Consider the following 14,524-nt stretch of genomic DNA (forward strand, 5'->3'; position numbering starts at 1 on the left):
TCCGCGTACGAGCCCATGGCCAGGGCGATGTCCGCCTGGGCCCAGAAGCGGTGGTAGGTGAACACGGGGGCGGCGCCGCCTGCGAGGTAGGCCTGGATCTTCGACCAGGCCGGGTCGTTCTTGTAGAAGGAGCGCAGGGAGGCGAAGGTGGAGGTGGAGTCGATGGCGTCGCCGTTGGGCATCTTGCCGGTGTAGCCGCTCGGGACGTAGACGCTGTCGTTGAAGCGGTTGTAGTCGGCGCGGGTTTCGGGGACGGCGATGCCCAGGGCGTCCTGGTCGTTGGTCCACATGCCGTCCAGGAGGGCTTTGGCGGTGGTCTTGGCCTGGGTGTTGCCGGACTTGGCGGCGTAGTACGTCAGGGTCTTGGCGTATGCGGCGGCCACGCCGACGTCGTCGGTGTAGTCGGCGACGGTGACGTGCAGTGCGGTGTTGGCGCCGGGGCTGGAGGCGTTCCAGGTGTCGGGCTGGCCGGACCATTGCAGGGTGGAGGGGATGCGGAAGGTGCCGTCGGGGTTGATCGTGGTCTTGGACAGTGCCCAGGCGACCCACTTGTCGAGGACTGTCTTGGCGGCCGGGTTGCCGGTCTGCTGGTAGTACTCGGCGACGCGTTCCATGGACCAGGCCTGGAAGCCGAACCACTGGTTGGAGGGGGGGTCGTGGTAGACGGGCTGCTGGTCGTAGTACATGCCGTAGAAGGTGGAGGTGCCGGTGGGGGGAGTGGCGTAGCGGCCGGCCCAGCTGTTGGTGGCTCCGCCGGCGATGGCGCCTTCGCTGGACTGCAGCCAGCGGTAGAACTCCAGTTGGCGGCCGAGTGACTTGGCCCAGTCGGCCTGTCCGGTCGCTGATTTGGGCTTGAGGTCGGCGTTGTTGCTCAGGGCGTAGGCGGCCAGGGGGTTCTGGTAGCCGCCGTGGGTGTGGCTGGAGCCGATGCGCCAGGCCCAGCCGGCGTTGGTGTCGGTGGCGCCGCCCCAGGCGTAGTACCAGGACAGCAGGTAGTGGGAGGCGTCCTTGCCGGTGCCGGCCGGGCAGGCGGTGGGTCCGACGCAGTTGCCGACCTTCTTGAAGTACTTGTCGTACATGGCGTAGCGCAGGTAGTCGCCCATTTTCGCGGCCTTGCCGACGGTGGTGGAGACGTCGGCGGCCTTGCCCTGCTGTCTGGCCCAGGTGTCGGCCCAGTAGGCGGCCTGCACGGCGCGTGCGTCGGCGTCGGGGGCGTCGGTGAACTTCCACTGCTTGGCGTAGGACGAGTCGCCCGTGAACAGGTCCAGGTAGCCGTTCTTGCCGCCGTACTTGAAGGCGTCGCAGGTCGGTTGCGGAACCGTTTCCCACACCGATTCCTGTGCGCCGCGCTGGAAGGTGTTGATGTAGGACGGACCGGTGTCGGTCGGTCCTGCCTCGCACTTGCCGGGCGCGTTGCCGTAGCCGTAGGTGTTGTCGACGTCCTCGAGCCAGTGCATGCCGTAGATGTCGTCGGTGCCGTAGGCGCTCTTGAGTTCACCGGCGATGGGGTCCGAGCCCACGGAGACACCGGTGTCCAGCTTGGCCGGGTACTCGTTCGGCGTGTCCAGTTCCGGGGCGTAGGTGGCCGGCTTGGASGCGTTGTAGAAGGAGTTGGTCGGCTGGTCGGCGTGGGTGGGGATCATGTACTTCTCCATGATTGCCCAGGCGCCGTTGAACTTCGACCAGTCGCCGGTGACCTTGCCGTACATGGCCTGCAGCCACAGCAGGTAGCTGTAGGCCTCCGAGGTGGTCTCGTGGCCCTGGTCGGGGGCCTCGACGATCAGCGTCTCGACCGAGTGGTAGGGGATGCCCGCGGGGGAGAAGTAGCCGTTCGCCGGGTTGGTGATCTTGCCGTAGAGGTCCAGGAACCGGGCGTCGTACGCCTTNGATCATGTACTTCTCCATGATTGCCCAGGCGCCGTTGAACTTCGACCAGTCGCCGGTGACCTTGCCGTACATGGCCTGCAGCCACAGCAGGTAGCTGTAGGCCTCCGAGGTGGTCTCGTGGCCCTGGTCGGGGGCCTCGACGATCAGCGTCTCGACCGAGTGGTAGGGGATGCCCGCGGGGGAGAAGTAGCCGTTCGCCGGGTTGGTGATCTTGCCGTAGAGGTCCAGGAACCGGGCGTCGTACGCCTTCGTGGCTCCCAGTTCCGTCACGGTGACCGAGGCCTTGGCGTGCCCCGGGGCCGTCGACTCGAAGACGGCGGGGCCGGTGCCGGAGGCGTCCGCGGTGACGGTCACCTTCTGGGCGGTGCTCCAGTTGGAGGGCGTGAAGGTGAGGCTCGCGCCGCCCGTGATCGACAGGCCCGAGTTGCCGCTCGCCCGAGCCGTCGTCACCGTCACGTTCGCGTTCGGCTGCTTCGACAGCTTCACCTCGTAGGTGCCCGTCTTGCCCTGCTGGACGCCCAGTTGGGTGGGCGTGGTGACCACGGTCGGGCCCGAGGCGACCGTGACGCCGACCGGGGTGGACTCTGCGGACGCGCCCAGGCTGTCGTACGCCTTGGCGATGAGCGAATGACTCCCTACGGCCAAGTCGGTGGCGGAGAACGTGTACGGCGCACTCGTGTCCGTGCCGAGCAGCTTGGTGTCGTCGTAGAACTCCACCTTGCTGATCGTCGCGTCGTCCGCGGCCGCCGCCGTGGCCGCGAGCGGCACCGCCTCGCCCTGCGTGTAGACGGCGCCCGCGGTCGGGCTGGTCAGCACCGTGACCGGCGGCTGGTGCGCGCCGACGCAGGCGGTGCCGTTGACCGAGAAGCTCGCGGGAGCGGCGTTCGTGCCGCTGTAGGTGAACTGCGCACCCGTGCTGACCGCCGCGCCCGCCGCGATCGTCCCGTTGTACGACGCGTTGTTCACCGTGATCTGCTGACCGGACTGCGCCCAGCTGCCGTTCCAGCCGTTCGACAGCTTCTGGTTGCCCGCGTAGGAGTACGTCAGCGTCGCCCGCCGCGATCGTCCCGTTGTACGACGCGTTGTTCACCGTGATCTGCTGACCGGACTGCGCCCAGCTGCCGTTCCAGCCGTTCGACAGCTTCTGGTTGCCCGCGTAGGAGTACGTCAGCGTCCAGCCGTTGATGGCGTCCGTGCCGCGGTTGGTGAGGGTCAGATCCGCGGTGAAACCGGAGCCCCAGTCATTGGTCTTGTAGTCCACATTGCACTGAACACCCGCTGCCTGTGCGGGGGTTGTGCCGGTGGCCAGCATCGACAGGGGCAAGGCCAATGCGGCTGCCGCGGCGGTCCACACGCGCCGAAGGGTGGTGCGTTTGCGTCCGGGATCCATGAACTGGTTCCTCCTAGCGGCTTGCGGCTCGGGGAAGGACAAGTCTTGGCCAGTGGGAGCGCTCCCATAATGGGGATGCGGGGTGCGGCGGTCAAGAAGCTTGAAGAGTCGAAAGCCCAGAAGCATGTGGTTCAAAGGAAGTTGAGCGCTCCCCCTGTGCAACCGGGCCACTTGGCGCTAACTTCCTTCGCACCAGTGGGAGCGGTTCCAACCAGTCGACGCACCGATCACGGCGCGCCAAGCTGAAGGAGTCGCTCATGCGACACCCCCCACCCTCGCACCCTGCATCCGCCGTGGGCGCGGACGCGCTCGTCGCGACGTCGGCCGTCCCGACGGGGCGGCCGCAGGTAGCGATGCCCTGGGCCGTGGAGCACACCGTCGCCGGCCCGCGGAACGACGGCGACCATGCGCCCCGCACGGGCCGGTCCACGACGACCGGACCGATTTTCCGGTGAGCCCTTCCTGATCACGACCACGCGCCGTACCGGCGTCGTGGGGCACCAAGCTGCGCGAACGCCTGTGCCTGCTCAACCAGTGAAGAAATCCCCGAAGCAGAAGGAACCGTTCTCATGAGTCGCACCAACATCTCCTTGCTCGCCGCGCTGGCGCTGTTGACCGGAGCCTCCGGGGCTGCGCTCCTCACGGCGCCGGCCGGGGCGGCCACCGCCTCCGTGCCCTGCGCGGTGGACTACAAGGTGCAGAACCAGTGGGACACCGGCTTCACCGCCGCCGTGACGATCACCAACAACGGCGCGGCCAAGTCGGGTTGGTCGGTGAAGTGGTCGTACGCCGGCAACCAGAGGATCTCCAACGGCTGGAACGCGAAGGTCACCCAGAGCGGGGCCGCCGTCACGGCCGCCAACGAGAGCTACAACGGCACGCTCGGCACCGGCGGTTCCGTCAGCTTCGGCTTCCAGGCCGCCTACAGCGGTTCCAACGCCGTCCCCGCCACGTTCACCCTCGACGGCGTGACCTGCAACGTCGACGACGGAAGCGGATCGGGCGGCGGCACGGGCGGAAGCACGGGAGGCGGTACCGGCGGCGGCACGGGAGGCGACACCGGCGGAGGCACCGGAGGCGACACCGGCGGCAGTACGGGCGGGGGCACGGGAGGCGACGACGGCGGTGGCACGGACGGCCGTGTCGCGAACCCCTACGTCGGTGCCAAGGGCTATGTGAACCCCGAGTGGTCGGCCAGGGCCGCCGCCGAGCCGGGCGGCAGCCGCATCGCCAACCAGTCCACCGCCGTCTGGCTCGACCGGATGGCCGCCATCAACGGTGTCGCCGGCGGCATGGGCCTGCGCGCCCACCTGGACGAGGCGCTGAAGCAGAAGGGCTCCGGCGAGCTCGTCGTCCAGCTGGTCATCTACGACCTGCCGGGCCGTGACTGCGCCGCCCTGGCCTCCAACGGCGAACTCGGACCGAACGACCTCGACAAGTACAAGAGCCAGTACATCGACCCGATCGCCTCGATCCTGTCCGACCCGAAGTACGCGGGCCTGCGGATCGCCACGGTCATCGAGCCCGACTCGCTGCCCAACCTGGTCACCAACGCCGGCGGCACCAACACCACCACCGACGCCTGCGTGACGATGAAGAGCAACGGCAACTACGAGAAGGGCGTCTCCTACGCCCTCGACAAGCTCGGCGCCATCGCGAACGTCTACAACTACATCGACGCCGGCCACCACGGCTGGCTCGGCTGGGACAGCAACCTCGCTCCGGCGGTGCAGGAGTTCGCCAAGGTCGCCACCAGCAACGGCGCGAGCGTGCACGACGTGGCCGGGTTCATCGTCAACACCGCCAACTACAGCCCCGTCAAGGAGCCCAACTTCAAGATCACCGACACGGTGAACGGGCAGACCATCCGCCAGTCGAAGTGGGTCGACTGGAACCAGTACGTGGACGAGCAGTCGTTCGCGCAGGGGCTGCGGGACAAGCTCGTCGCCGCTGGGTTCGACTCCGGCCTCGGCATGCTGATCGACACCTCCCGCAACGGCTGGGGCGGCTCCGCCCGGCCCGCCGGTCCCGGCCCGACGACCTCCGTCGACGACTATGTCAACGGCAGCCGGACCGACCGGCGCATCCACGCCGGCAACTGGTGCAACCAGAGCGGCGCTGGACTCGGTCAGCGGCCCACCGCGGCTCCGGCCGCCGGCGTGGACGCCTATGTGTGGGTGAAGCCGCCGGGGGAGTCGGACGGCAACAGCGCGGCCGTCCCCAACGACGAGGGCAAGGGCTTCGACCGCATGTGCGACCCGACCTACGGCGGCAACGCCCGCAACGGCAACAACCCCACGGGCGCACTGCCGAACTCGCCGCTCGCCGGACACTGGTTCTCCGCCCAGTTCCAGCAGCTGATGCAGAACGCCTACCCGCCGCTGCCGTAACTTTCTGACGCGGTGAACGTCCGCCGGGTCCGGGCCCCCATGAGGACCGGACCCGGCGGAACCATGTGCGTCCGGGGCAGCGCAACGCCGAAGGCCTGATGTGCCTGATCCCGCCTTCGCGGCCGACTCGGGTCCCGGAGAGGGTCGGTGACGCCTGGACGAGGTCGTGGAAAAGGATTTGAGGCGTTCGCGCCCCGCTGCTACTTTCGCGGTGGACCGTGAAATCGTCGTATGGAGGTGAGCCCCGTGAACACAGTTACCCGTGGGTGCTCCCTCAACCCGTCACGGTCCGGCGGCTGACGTTCGGTGTCGCCAGGAGCGCCTGAGATCGAGGCACTCCTGGAAGGAGACTCCGATGAATACCAGACGTTCGACCCCTGGCCTGAGCGAGAGCGCGGTGATGATCACGCGCGTCGCGGACAGGCAATGGCATGCACTGGATGACGACCTGGTGGTCGGCCGGGGGCATGCGGAGCACCGGCCCGACGGACGTTTGTTCGTCAGCGTGGACGCCTGGCACGACGCCGCCTTCGACCGGCTCGCCCAGGCGATGCTGACGGAATTGCCGGCGCCCCTGCACACGGTGGTCGACGAAGCCGACGTCGAGCTGACGGCGGCCTGGCGGCGGGCCGGGTTCTCGGTCCGGCGCCGCGAGTGGGAGTACGTCGTGCCCACCGACCCGCGGATCACCGGGCTCGAAGCGGTCCTGCCGCCCCCGGGCGTGACGATCGTGCCCGCCGGTCAGGCGGACGAGAGGCTGCTGAGGGCGGTGGACCGCGCGATCCGTGACGAAGTCGAGGCGACCGTCGGGTGGCAGTCGATGCCCGCGGAGGTCGTTCCCGGCCTCGACGGCCACACCATCGTCGACCCGTCCGTCTACGCGGTGGCCGCTGCGCCGGACCGTTACCTGGGTCTGATCCGGGTGGTGAGGGTGAAACGGCCGCGCATCGGGTTGGTCGCGGTGCGGGCCGGAGAGCAGCGCCGCGGCATCGCGCGGGCGCTGCTGGCCCACGCGCTGGGGACGCTGCACCGTTCCGGGGCCGCCGAGGCATGGACCGAGGTCCACGAGGGCGACCAAGCGGCCTCGGCGCTGTTCGAGGGCATCGGCGCCCGGCCGACGAGCAGCAACCTCGAGCTGGTGCGATGACGAGGAACAGGAACGTCATCGAAGTCGAGGGCAAGGTCGTCGAGTGTCTGCGCAGCGCCATGTTCACCGTGGAGCTCGAGAACGGCCATCAGGTGCTCGCGCACATCAGCGGCAGGATCCGCAAGAACTACATCAAGATCATGCTGGAGGACCGGGTGCTGGTGGAGCTCCCGCCGTACGACCTGACGCGCGGCCGGATCGTGTTCCGGTACCGGAACTAGCGGCGGTCGGCTCCTTCCGCGACGGCTGATCCCCCGCCCCCGGTCACGGTCCCTCCGTGACCGGGGGCCGACCGAGGCCGACGACGCCGCACCACAGGCGCGCACCGGGAACAGCCGGTGCGCCCGGCGTTGTTGCACCTCACAAGAGCCCGGCGTCGCGGACGGCGGGGCGCACAGAGATCGACAGGCCGTCCCGACGTGATCCATGGCCCCGGGTCCGCGGTACGCCCGTCATCCGACGTCTGATATTGAGGGGCGACCGCTCGACGCCCGCCGCGGACTTGGACCGGGACCTTTTCACACAGGAGGACTGTTTCATGAACGACTCGCCCTTGACGCTCATGGCGGTGCACGCCCACCCCGACGACGAGGCCACGGGAACGGGAGGCGTCCTCGCGCGATACGCGGCTGAGGGCATGCGCACGGTCCTTGTGACGTGTACCGACGGTGGTTGCGGAGACGGACCGGGGGGCGTGAAGCCGGGCGATCCCGGGCATGATCCGGCGGCCGTCGCCTTGATGCGGCGTCAAGAACTCGAGGCGAGCCGCGAGGTCCTGAAGATCAGTCACCTGGAGATGCTGGACTACGCCGACTCCGGGATGATGGGCTGGCCGACCAACGACGCCCCCGGATCCTTCTGGCGGACGCCCGTGGAGGAGGGCGCTGCCCGACTCGCGGAACTCTTGCTGCGCTACCGGCCCGACGTGGTCGTCACCTATGACGAGAACGGCTTCTACGGCCACCCCGACCACATCCAGGCCAACCGCATCACGATGGCGGCGCTGGCGATGACCGAGCTGACACCGAAGGTGTACTGGACGACGGCGCCCCGTTCGATGATGCAGCGGTTCGGGGAGGTCATGCGCGAGTTCGGCGGGCAGGAGCCGGATCCCGCCGAGGCCGCCGAGATGGCCGAGATCGGACTCCCCGACGAGGAGATCACCACCTGGGTGGACACGTCCGCCTTCGGAGGCCAGAAGTTCGATGCGCTGGCCGCGCACGCCAGCCAGGGCGAGAACATCTTCTTCCTCAAGATGGGCCAGGAGAGGTTCACCGAGCTGATGGGCGTCGAGACCTTCGTGCGCGTGCAGGACACCACCGGCGCGGCCGTCCCGGAGAACGACCTCTTCGCCGGACTGCGCTGATCCGCCCGACCCCCGCGTGCCCGGGAGCGCCGGAAGAGCTCGCCTGCGAGTCGCCGTCGCCCCGGCCACCCGTCGCCCCGGCCTCGTCGACCGGGAGGACCGCTCCCGTCACACAGGAGGCGCGGTCACTGAGAAGCCGGGCGGCGGGCTGGGCGATCCCTCCTGGGGCGGCCGCTCGGCGCAGCCGGTGTGAGCGTCGAGCGGGCCGCCCGGGGGCACGACCGGCTGCCGAGCGATTCGGGGGTAGGCCGGCGTCTGGTGGGTACCCGCGTCCGGCGTGCCTCGACAGACGGGAGCGCGCAGCAATGGTGCGTCGAAGCATGAGGTGATGGAATGCGGCTCCGCGAGTCGGCTCTGGCGTTGGCCTCCCGGTGTTCCGCCGAGATACTGGCCGGTCGCTACCGCCTGGACGCTCGCATCGGATCGGGCGGCGCGGCGGATGTCTACCGTGGCTTCGACCTGCGGATGAGGCGCGCCGTGGCGGTCAAGGTCTTCCGGCCCGGCACCGGTGTCGAGTCGGAGAAGAGCTCCGAGAGCGAGGCCGTGATCCTCGCCCGGTTGCAGCATCCCGGGCTGGTCACCGCCTACGACGCCGGACGGCATGACGGCCGCGCCTACCTGGTCATGCAACTGATCGAAGGCTCCACGCTCAAAGCCCGCATCGCCGAAGGCGCCCTGCCCTGCGAGGAGACCGCGACGCTGGGAGCCGACCTCGCGCGGGCCCTCGCACACGCCCACGAGGCGGGGATCGTCCACCGAGACGTCAAACCGTCCAACATCCTTCTCGACCTCTCGGGTCGCCCCTACCTGACCGACTTCGGCATCTCCCGGCTGCTCGACGCCACCACCCGGACCGCCACCGGAACCCTCGTCGGCACCGCCGCGTACCTCGCTCCGGAACAGGTGCTGGGTCGGCCCGTCGGTCGGCCTGCCGACGTCTACGCCCTGGGACTCGTGCTCCTCGAATGCCTCACGGGCCGGCTCGAGTACGACGGCGGCCCCCTCGAAGCTGCGATCGCGCGACTCCACCGCGAGCCCGTACTGCCGGGCGCCCTGCCCAGCGAACTCGCTGATCTGCTGAGGGACATGACCGCCCTGGACGAGCAGAGCCGTCCGTCGGCGCCGGACTGCGCCCGCACGCTGGCCGCCCTGGCCGACATGACCGTCTCCGCGCCCGACGGGCCCACCGCCCCGACGGCGTCGGCGGCCGACGCCACAGCCCTGGTGCGGAGCCGGAAACCGGCGCACGACGACGACGCGACGCACCTGGACGCGTTGCCGGCCCCGGTGCGAGCCGCCGCGAAGGCGGCTCCGGCGCGTGGCCGGGTCCTGGTGATGGGCGGAACCGTGGCGCTGGCCACGGTCATGGCGGCCGCTCTCGCCGCCACCGACGGCTTGCCGTACCAGGGGAGGGACGGGAACACCACAGGAGCGGTCACCCGTCCTGCCGAGAACGCCGACTCCGAAGGCGGCTCCGCCGGAAGGAACGACTCCTCCGCGCCTCCGAGGACTCCGTCGGCCTCGGCCCACGACACCTCTGACGGACCCCTCCGTGACGCCGCCTCCGTGCGCGGTGTCCGGCCCCCTTCCGGCGGCATGAGCCCGAAGCCGGTCCATGCGACGGTCATGTCTGTCGACAGCAGGTCCGGCAGCGGAGCACAGGCCGAGCGGAAGCCGGCCACATCCGGTAAGCAGTCGGGCAATCCGGAGAACGCCGGGAACGCCGCGAAGGCGGAGCTGAAGCCCAAGGAGAAGAAGCACCGGAAGCCGGGCAAGACCGACTGACGGTGCGGGGTGGGTCGGTGCGGGGCGGTGCGGGGCGGTGCGGTGCGGGGCGGGTCGTGTCGGGCCGGCTGGGACGGATCGAGGACGGGCAGGTGAGGTGCCCGGTCCCATCCGAGCCAGGGCCCACGCAGGGGAAGAGCTTCACGCCTTATATACATCCTATGTATGGTCGGATTCGTTGACGAGTGCCTGATCTTCCGGGCTCAAGAACCCCTGGTGCGACCCCGATCTTCTCGGTCTTCCGGGTCAATCTCGTCTCAGGTGTAGACGCGGCTGCCGTCGGTCTCCTATAAATCCATCCGATGTCTACTCTGGGGCGACGCGGAGCACGGCCGTTCGGTCGACGCTCCGGTCCTGGCGTCCTGTCATCCCCCACCTCGACAGATGGAGCCGCACCATGCCCTCTGACTCCCTCAGCAGACGTTCTCTGATGAAGGCCGCCGCCCTGGCCGGAGGAGTGGCGGCCTTCGGGCTGCCGCAGGTTCTGTGGCCCTCCACGGCCGAGGCGTACACCGTCCCCTCGAAGATGGACTGGTGGTACCAGGCCAGGTTCGGGATGTTCATCCACTTCGGGTCCTACTCGCAGCTCGGCCAGGGCGAGTGGGCGTTCGACAGTCAGCAGTGGAGCAAGGCGAACTACCAGAACCAGGTCACCAAGAACTTCGACCCGGCCCGGTTCAACGCCGCCACCATCGCCGAACTGGCCGAGAACGCGGGCATGAAGTACCTCGTGATCACCGCCAAGCACCACGAGGGCTTCGCCATGTGGAACTCCGACGTGGCGAGCTTCACCGACACCACGGCCGCCAACCTGTACAACCTGCACGACTACAACGGCGTCCAGAGCGACCCGCTCATGGAACTCAAGACGGCCTGCGAGAGCCGCGGGATCAAGTTCTGCCTGTACTACTCGATACTCGACTGGAACCACCCTTCCCAGACGGACCGCCATCAGGGCGGTCTCACCACGATGTCCTCCCAGGCCGCCCGCACCGCCTACATCACCGACCTGAAGGCACAGCTCCAGGAACTGCTGGACCGCTACGACCCGGCGCTGCTGTGGTTCGACGGCGACTGGTTCGGCGAACCTTCCAGCCCCACCCTGGAGGACTGGTGGCTGTCGTCGGACGGCGTCGACCTCTACAACTGGCTGATCGCCCGCAAGCCCGACCTCGTCGTCAACGAACGGGTCAAGCGGGACCACGGTCTCGGCGACTACGCGGTCGCGGAGTTCGGGATACCCGCCGAGCCGATGGGCCGCCCGTGGGAGCGGTGCTCCACCATGAACGGCGCCTGGGGTTACAACGCGTCGCGTGAGAACTCCTACAGATCCGTGAAGGACATCGTCCAGGAACTGGTCACGGTGGTCTCCCGGGACGGCAACCTCCTGTTGAACATCGGCCCCAAGGGCGACGGTTCGGTCACCTCCGGGACGCAGACCGTCCTCACCGGCCTGGCCTCATGGATGTCGGCGCACAGCGACAGCGTCCACGGGACCAGCGGCAGCCCGTTCGCCGTCGAACCCGCATGGGGGAAGGTCACCAAGAAGAACGGCAAGCTCTTCGCCCATGTCTTCGCCTGGCCCACGGACGGCCGCCTGCGGATCCCGGCGATCGACAACACGATCAGCCGCGTCTACCTGCTGAACAACCCCTCGGTCTCGCTCCCGTACACCGTCACCGACCAGATCAACGTCAGCGTGCCGGCCACCGCGCCGAACGCCGACGACTCCGTGGTGTGCGTCGAGGTCCAGGGCATGCCCGTGCGGGTCTCGGCGACGGTGTTCCAGAACGTCGGCTACGAAGGCGCCCACGCCGTTCTGCCGCTGGGCAGCTACACCTCGTCCCAGCTGTCCGCCGCCGGCCTGGGGCCCGCCATGGCCTCCTCCCTCCTGGTGCCCGACGGCTTCCAGGTGCAGGGCTACTCCGGCGACGACTTCACCGGCACCGCCTGGACGTTCACCTCGGACACCCCCGACCTCCGGGTGACCGGCAACAACGACGTCATCGCCTCGCTGAAGGTGATGTTCAGGACCGACAAGTACTTCCGCCTGGCCAACGTCACGAACCACCTGGTGCTGGACAGCGGCGGCAAGGTCGCCGGCGGCTCCGCCCTGAAACAGTGGGATCCGGTGGAGCACACCAATCTCCAGTGGCAGGCGATCGAACTCGGCAACGGTTACTACCGGCTCGTCAACCGCACCAACGGCATGGTCGCCGACGGCTGGGGCGCCACCGGCAACGGCGACCCGGCCCGTCAGCAGGCCTGGAACGGCAGCGACGCCCAGCAGTGGCGGATCACCCACCGGGGCCAGGGCCAGTACTCGATCGCCAACCGCAGCACGGGCCTGGTCCTCGACGGCGGTGGAATGGCCGCCGCAGGGGCCGTGACCAAGCAGTGGACGTGGCAGCAGAGCACCAACCTGCTGTGGACGTTCAGCCCGGTCGCCTGACAGGCCCCACCCCGACGGCACACCCGTGTGCCGGTGACCCGGGGCAGGGTCGGTCCGCGCCGGGCCGGCCCTGCCCCCCCCGGAACGTCAGGTGAGGGTCCATTTCTGGTTGGTCTGGCCGTTGCAGGTCCACAGAACGAGCTTGGTCGCGTTGGCGGTCGCCGCGTTCGACGCGTCGAGGCAGAGGCCCGAGAGGTTGTTGGTAAGGGTGCCGTCGGAGTTGGCGGTCCATTTCTGGTTGGGGCCGCCTGTGCAGTCCCAGATGATGACCTTGGTGCCGTTGGCGGTGCCGCTGTTGTCGGCGTCCAGGCACTTGTCGCCGTAGACGACGAGTTCTCCGCGCGAGGTTCGGGCGAAGGTCTCGTTGCGTCCGCCGGAGCAGTCCCAGATCTGGGCCTGGGTGGCGTTGACGAGGGTGTTCTTGTCGATGTCCACGCAGCGGCCGGAGGCCGAGCCGACAAGGGCGACGCCGTCGGCGCCGGGGATGCCCTGGACGCGAACGGCGTCGACGTCGGGTGCGGAACTGCCGGTGACGGCCGCGAACTTCACCGTGTTCGTGCCCTTGGCCAGGTGCGCGAGCACGGACACGGTGCGGTAGGCGGTCGCCGAGCCGGTCGGCGGGAAGGCCACGACGTACCTGTACTGGCCGTTGACCTGGATGGTCGCCTTACGGGCGGTGCTGGAGCCGTTGGCGTAGGTGATGTCGACCAGCTTGGTGCCCGCCGTGGCGGCGGTGACGTCACCGAAGGTCGGCGTGGCGGCGGCGGTGTTGTCCTCGAAGGTGGAGCCGGCCGCTTCCGTGCCGGAGACGGTCAGCAGCACGGCGTCGTTCGCGCCCACCGAGGTGGTGAAACCGGTGGCGAAGGAGCCGACGGCCGTGCGTGTCCAGGCGTTGCGTACGGACGCGGACGCCGAGGTCAGGCCGAGATCCGCCCAGCGGGCCGTGATGTTCGCGGCGGAGCCGGTGCGGTTGAGCAGCATCACCGCCCGCTTGCCCGTGCCCGTGAGCACCTTGCCGTAGACCTGCAGGCCGGGGGTGTCCTCGGCGACCTTGACGCCCTGCAGTCCGCGCGGGTCCTGATCGACGGCCAGGACCTCGGGGTTGGTGAGGATGTCGCGGGTCTCCGTGCTCATCGTGGCCACGTTGTTGCCCGCCAGCAACGGGGCGCCGGCGATCGACCACAGACTCATGTGCAGTCGGTTGCGCGCGGCGGTCATGCCGTTCAGGCCGACCATCATCATGTCGGGGTCGTTGTAGTACCCCGTGTGCTGGGCGGCGGGCTGCAGGGCCTGGTCGAAGTTGCGGTACATCTTCGTCAGGCCCGGCGTCTCCTGGTAGAAGAGGACGTCGTCACTGGTGCGCCACAGGTCGCCGTAGCCGGTCGCCCAGTTCCAGGGCAGACCGGTGCCCCACTCGCAGAAGGACAGCACCAGCTTGCGGCCGGTGACCGCCGAGGCGGCGTCGTTCGCGGCGGAGATCTGCCGGTACTGGGTCTCCTGGTTCAGTCCCTCCACCCGGCCGCCGCACCAGTCGATCTTGACGTAGTCGAAGCCCCAGCGCTGGAAGGTGCTCAGATCCTGCTGGTAGTGGCCCTCCATACCGGTGTTGGGGGCGGCCGGCCGGGTGGTGGGGTAGTAGTAGCCGCAGCCCTGCTTGCCCGCGTCGGTGTAGATGCCGGCCTTGAGCCCCTTGCTGTGGATGTAGTCGGCGATCGCCTTCATGCCGCCCGGCCACAGGTTCTCGTCGACGACGATGTCGCCGTTGGCGTCACGGGCGCCCTGCCACCAGCCGTCGTCGAGGTTGACGTACTTGTAGCCGGCCGCCGCCATGCCGGACGAGACCAGGGCGTCGGCCTGCTGCCTGATCACGGTGGAGTCGATGCTGCTGAAGAAGGAGTTCCAGGACGCCCAGCCCATCGGCGGAGGGGTGACGTCCATCTGGCTCGTGCTCACGGCGGTCGGCTCGGCGGACAGGGGCCCCGACGGCTCCGCCTGACGGTCGAGGGTCGCCAGACCCATGACGGTGAGTCCGACGGCGAGGGTCTGGACGGTCACGCGTCTGAGCCACTTTCGGGCAGCGGTGCGGGGCATACGGCTCTCCAGAGCG

8 protein-coding genes and 2 pseudogenes are annotated in these 14,524 nt (G+C 68.9%); 6 read left to right on the forward strand and 4 right to left on the reverse strand.

The window, feature by feature from the left end:
* From BG482_RS10430 to BG482_RS40805, 3 genes and pseudogenes are all read right to left on the reverse strand, one after another.
* On the reverse strand, window positions 1–1,886 hold a 1,886-nt coding region (locus tag BG482_RS10430), incomplete at both ends, for a glycoside hydrolase family 48 protein (protein ID WP_306286861.1).
* Between the two features lies 1 nt (window position 1,887).
* Window positions 1,888–2,937: pseudogene (locus BG482_RS40800) on the reverse strand (glycoside hydrolase family 48 protein); the annotation flags it as partial.
* Window positions 2,938–2,949: 12 nt separating this feature from the next.
* Window positions 2,950–3,277: pseudogene (locus tag BG482_RS40805) on the reverse strand (cellulose binding domain-containing protein); the annotation flags it as partial.
* A gap of 569 nt (window positions 3,278–3,846) precedes the next feature.
* Between BG482_RS40805 and BG482_RS10435 the strand changes: the two are divergent.
* The 6 genes from BG482_RS10435 to BG482_RS10460 all read left to right on the forward strand — a co-directional run bounded on the left by BG482_RS10435 (window position 3,847) and on the right by BG482_RS10460 (window position 12,417).
* Window positions 3,847–5,667, forward strand: coding sequence for a glycoside hydrolase family 6 protein (locus tag BG482_RS10435; RefSeq protein WP_069768665.1), 1,821 nt, complete (start codon window positions 3,847–3,849; stop codon window positions 5,665–5,667).
* 355 nt (window positions 5,668–6,022) lie between these two features.
* Entirely contained in the window at window positions 6,023–6,814 is a 792-nt protein-coding gene (locus BG482_RS10440; protein WP_069768666.1) for an N-acetyltransferase, read from the forward strand.
* Window positions 6,811–7,035: a translation initiation factor IF-1 gene (gene infA, locus BG482_RS10445; RefSeq protein WP_069768667.1), complete on the forward strand. Its 225-nt coding sequence runs from the start codon at window positions 6,811–6,813 to the stop codon at window positions 7,033–7,035. Before BG482_RS10440 ends, infA begins: the two co-directional genes overlap by 4 nt.
* A 317-nt stretch (window positions 7,036–7,352) precedes the next feature.
* Window positions 7,353–8,180 (forward strand): PIG-L family deacetylase, encoded by an 828-nt coding sequence (locus BG482_RS10450; protein ID WP_069768668.1) that lies wholly within the window; start codon window positions 7,353–7,355, stop codon window positions 8,178–8,180.
* 333 nt (window positions 8,181–8,513) lie between these two features.
* Window positions 8,514–9,965 (forward strand): serine/threonine-protein kinase, encoded by a 1,452-nt coding sequence (locus BG482_RS10455; protein WP_069768669.1) that lies wholly within the window; start codon window positions 8,514–8,516, stop codon window positions 9,963–9,965.
* A gap of 397 nt (window positions 9,966–10,362) precedes the next feature.
* Window positions 10,363–12,417, forward strand: coding sequence for an alpha-L-fucosidase (locus BG482_RS10460; RefSeq protein ID WP_069768670.1), 2,055 nt, complete (start codon window positions 10,363–10,365; stop codon window positions 12,415–12,417).
* An 87-nt stretch (window positions 12,418–12,504) separates the two neighbouring features.
* Here BG482_RS10460 and BG482_RS10465 read toward each other — a convergent pair whose 3' ends face one another.
* A complete protein-coding gene (locus BG482_RS10465; protein WP_069768671.1) occupies window positions 12,505–14,508 on the reverse strand; it encodes a ricin-type beta-trefoil lectin domain protein in 2,004 nt (667 codons plus the stop codon).
* Window positions 14,509–14,524: the final 16 nt, after the last annotated feature.

This window comes from Streptomyces sp. LUP30 (genome assembly GCF_001746365.1).
In the GTDB taxonomy this organism is placed as follows: domain Bacteria; phylum Actinomycetota; class Actinomycetes; order Streptomycetales; family Streptomycetaceae; genus Streptomyces.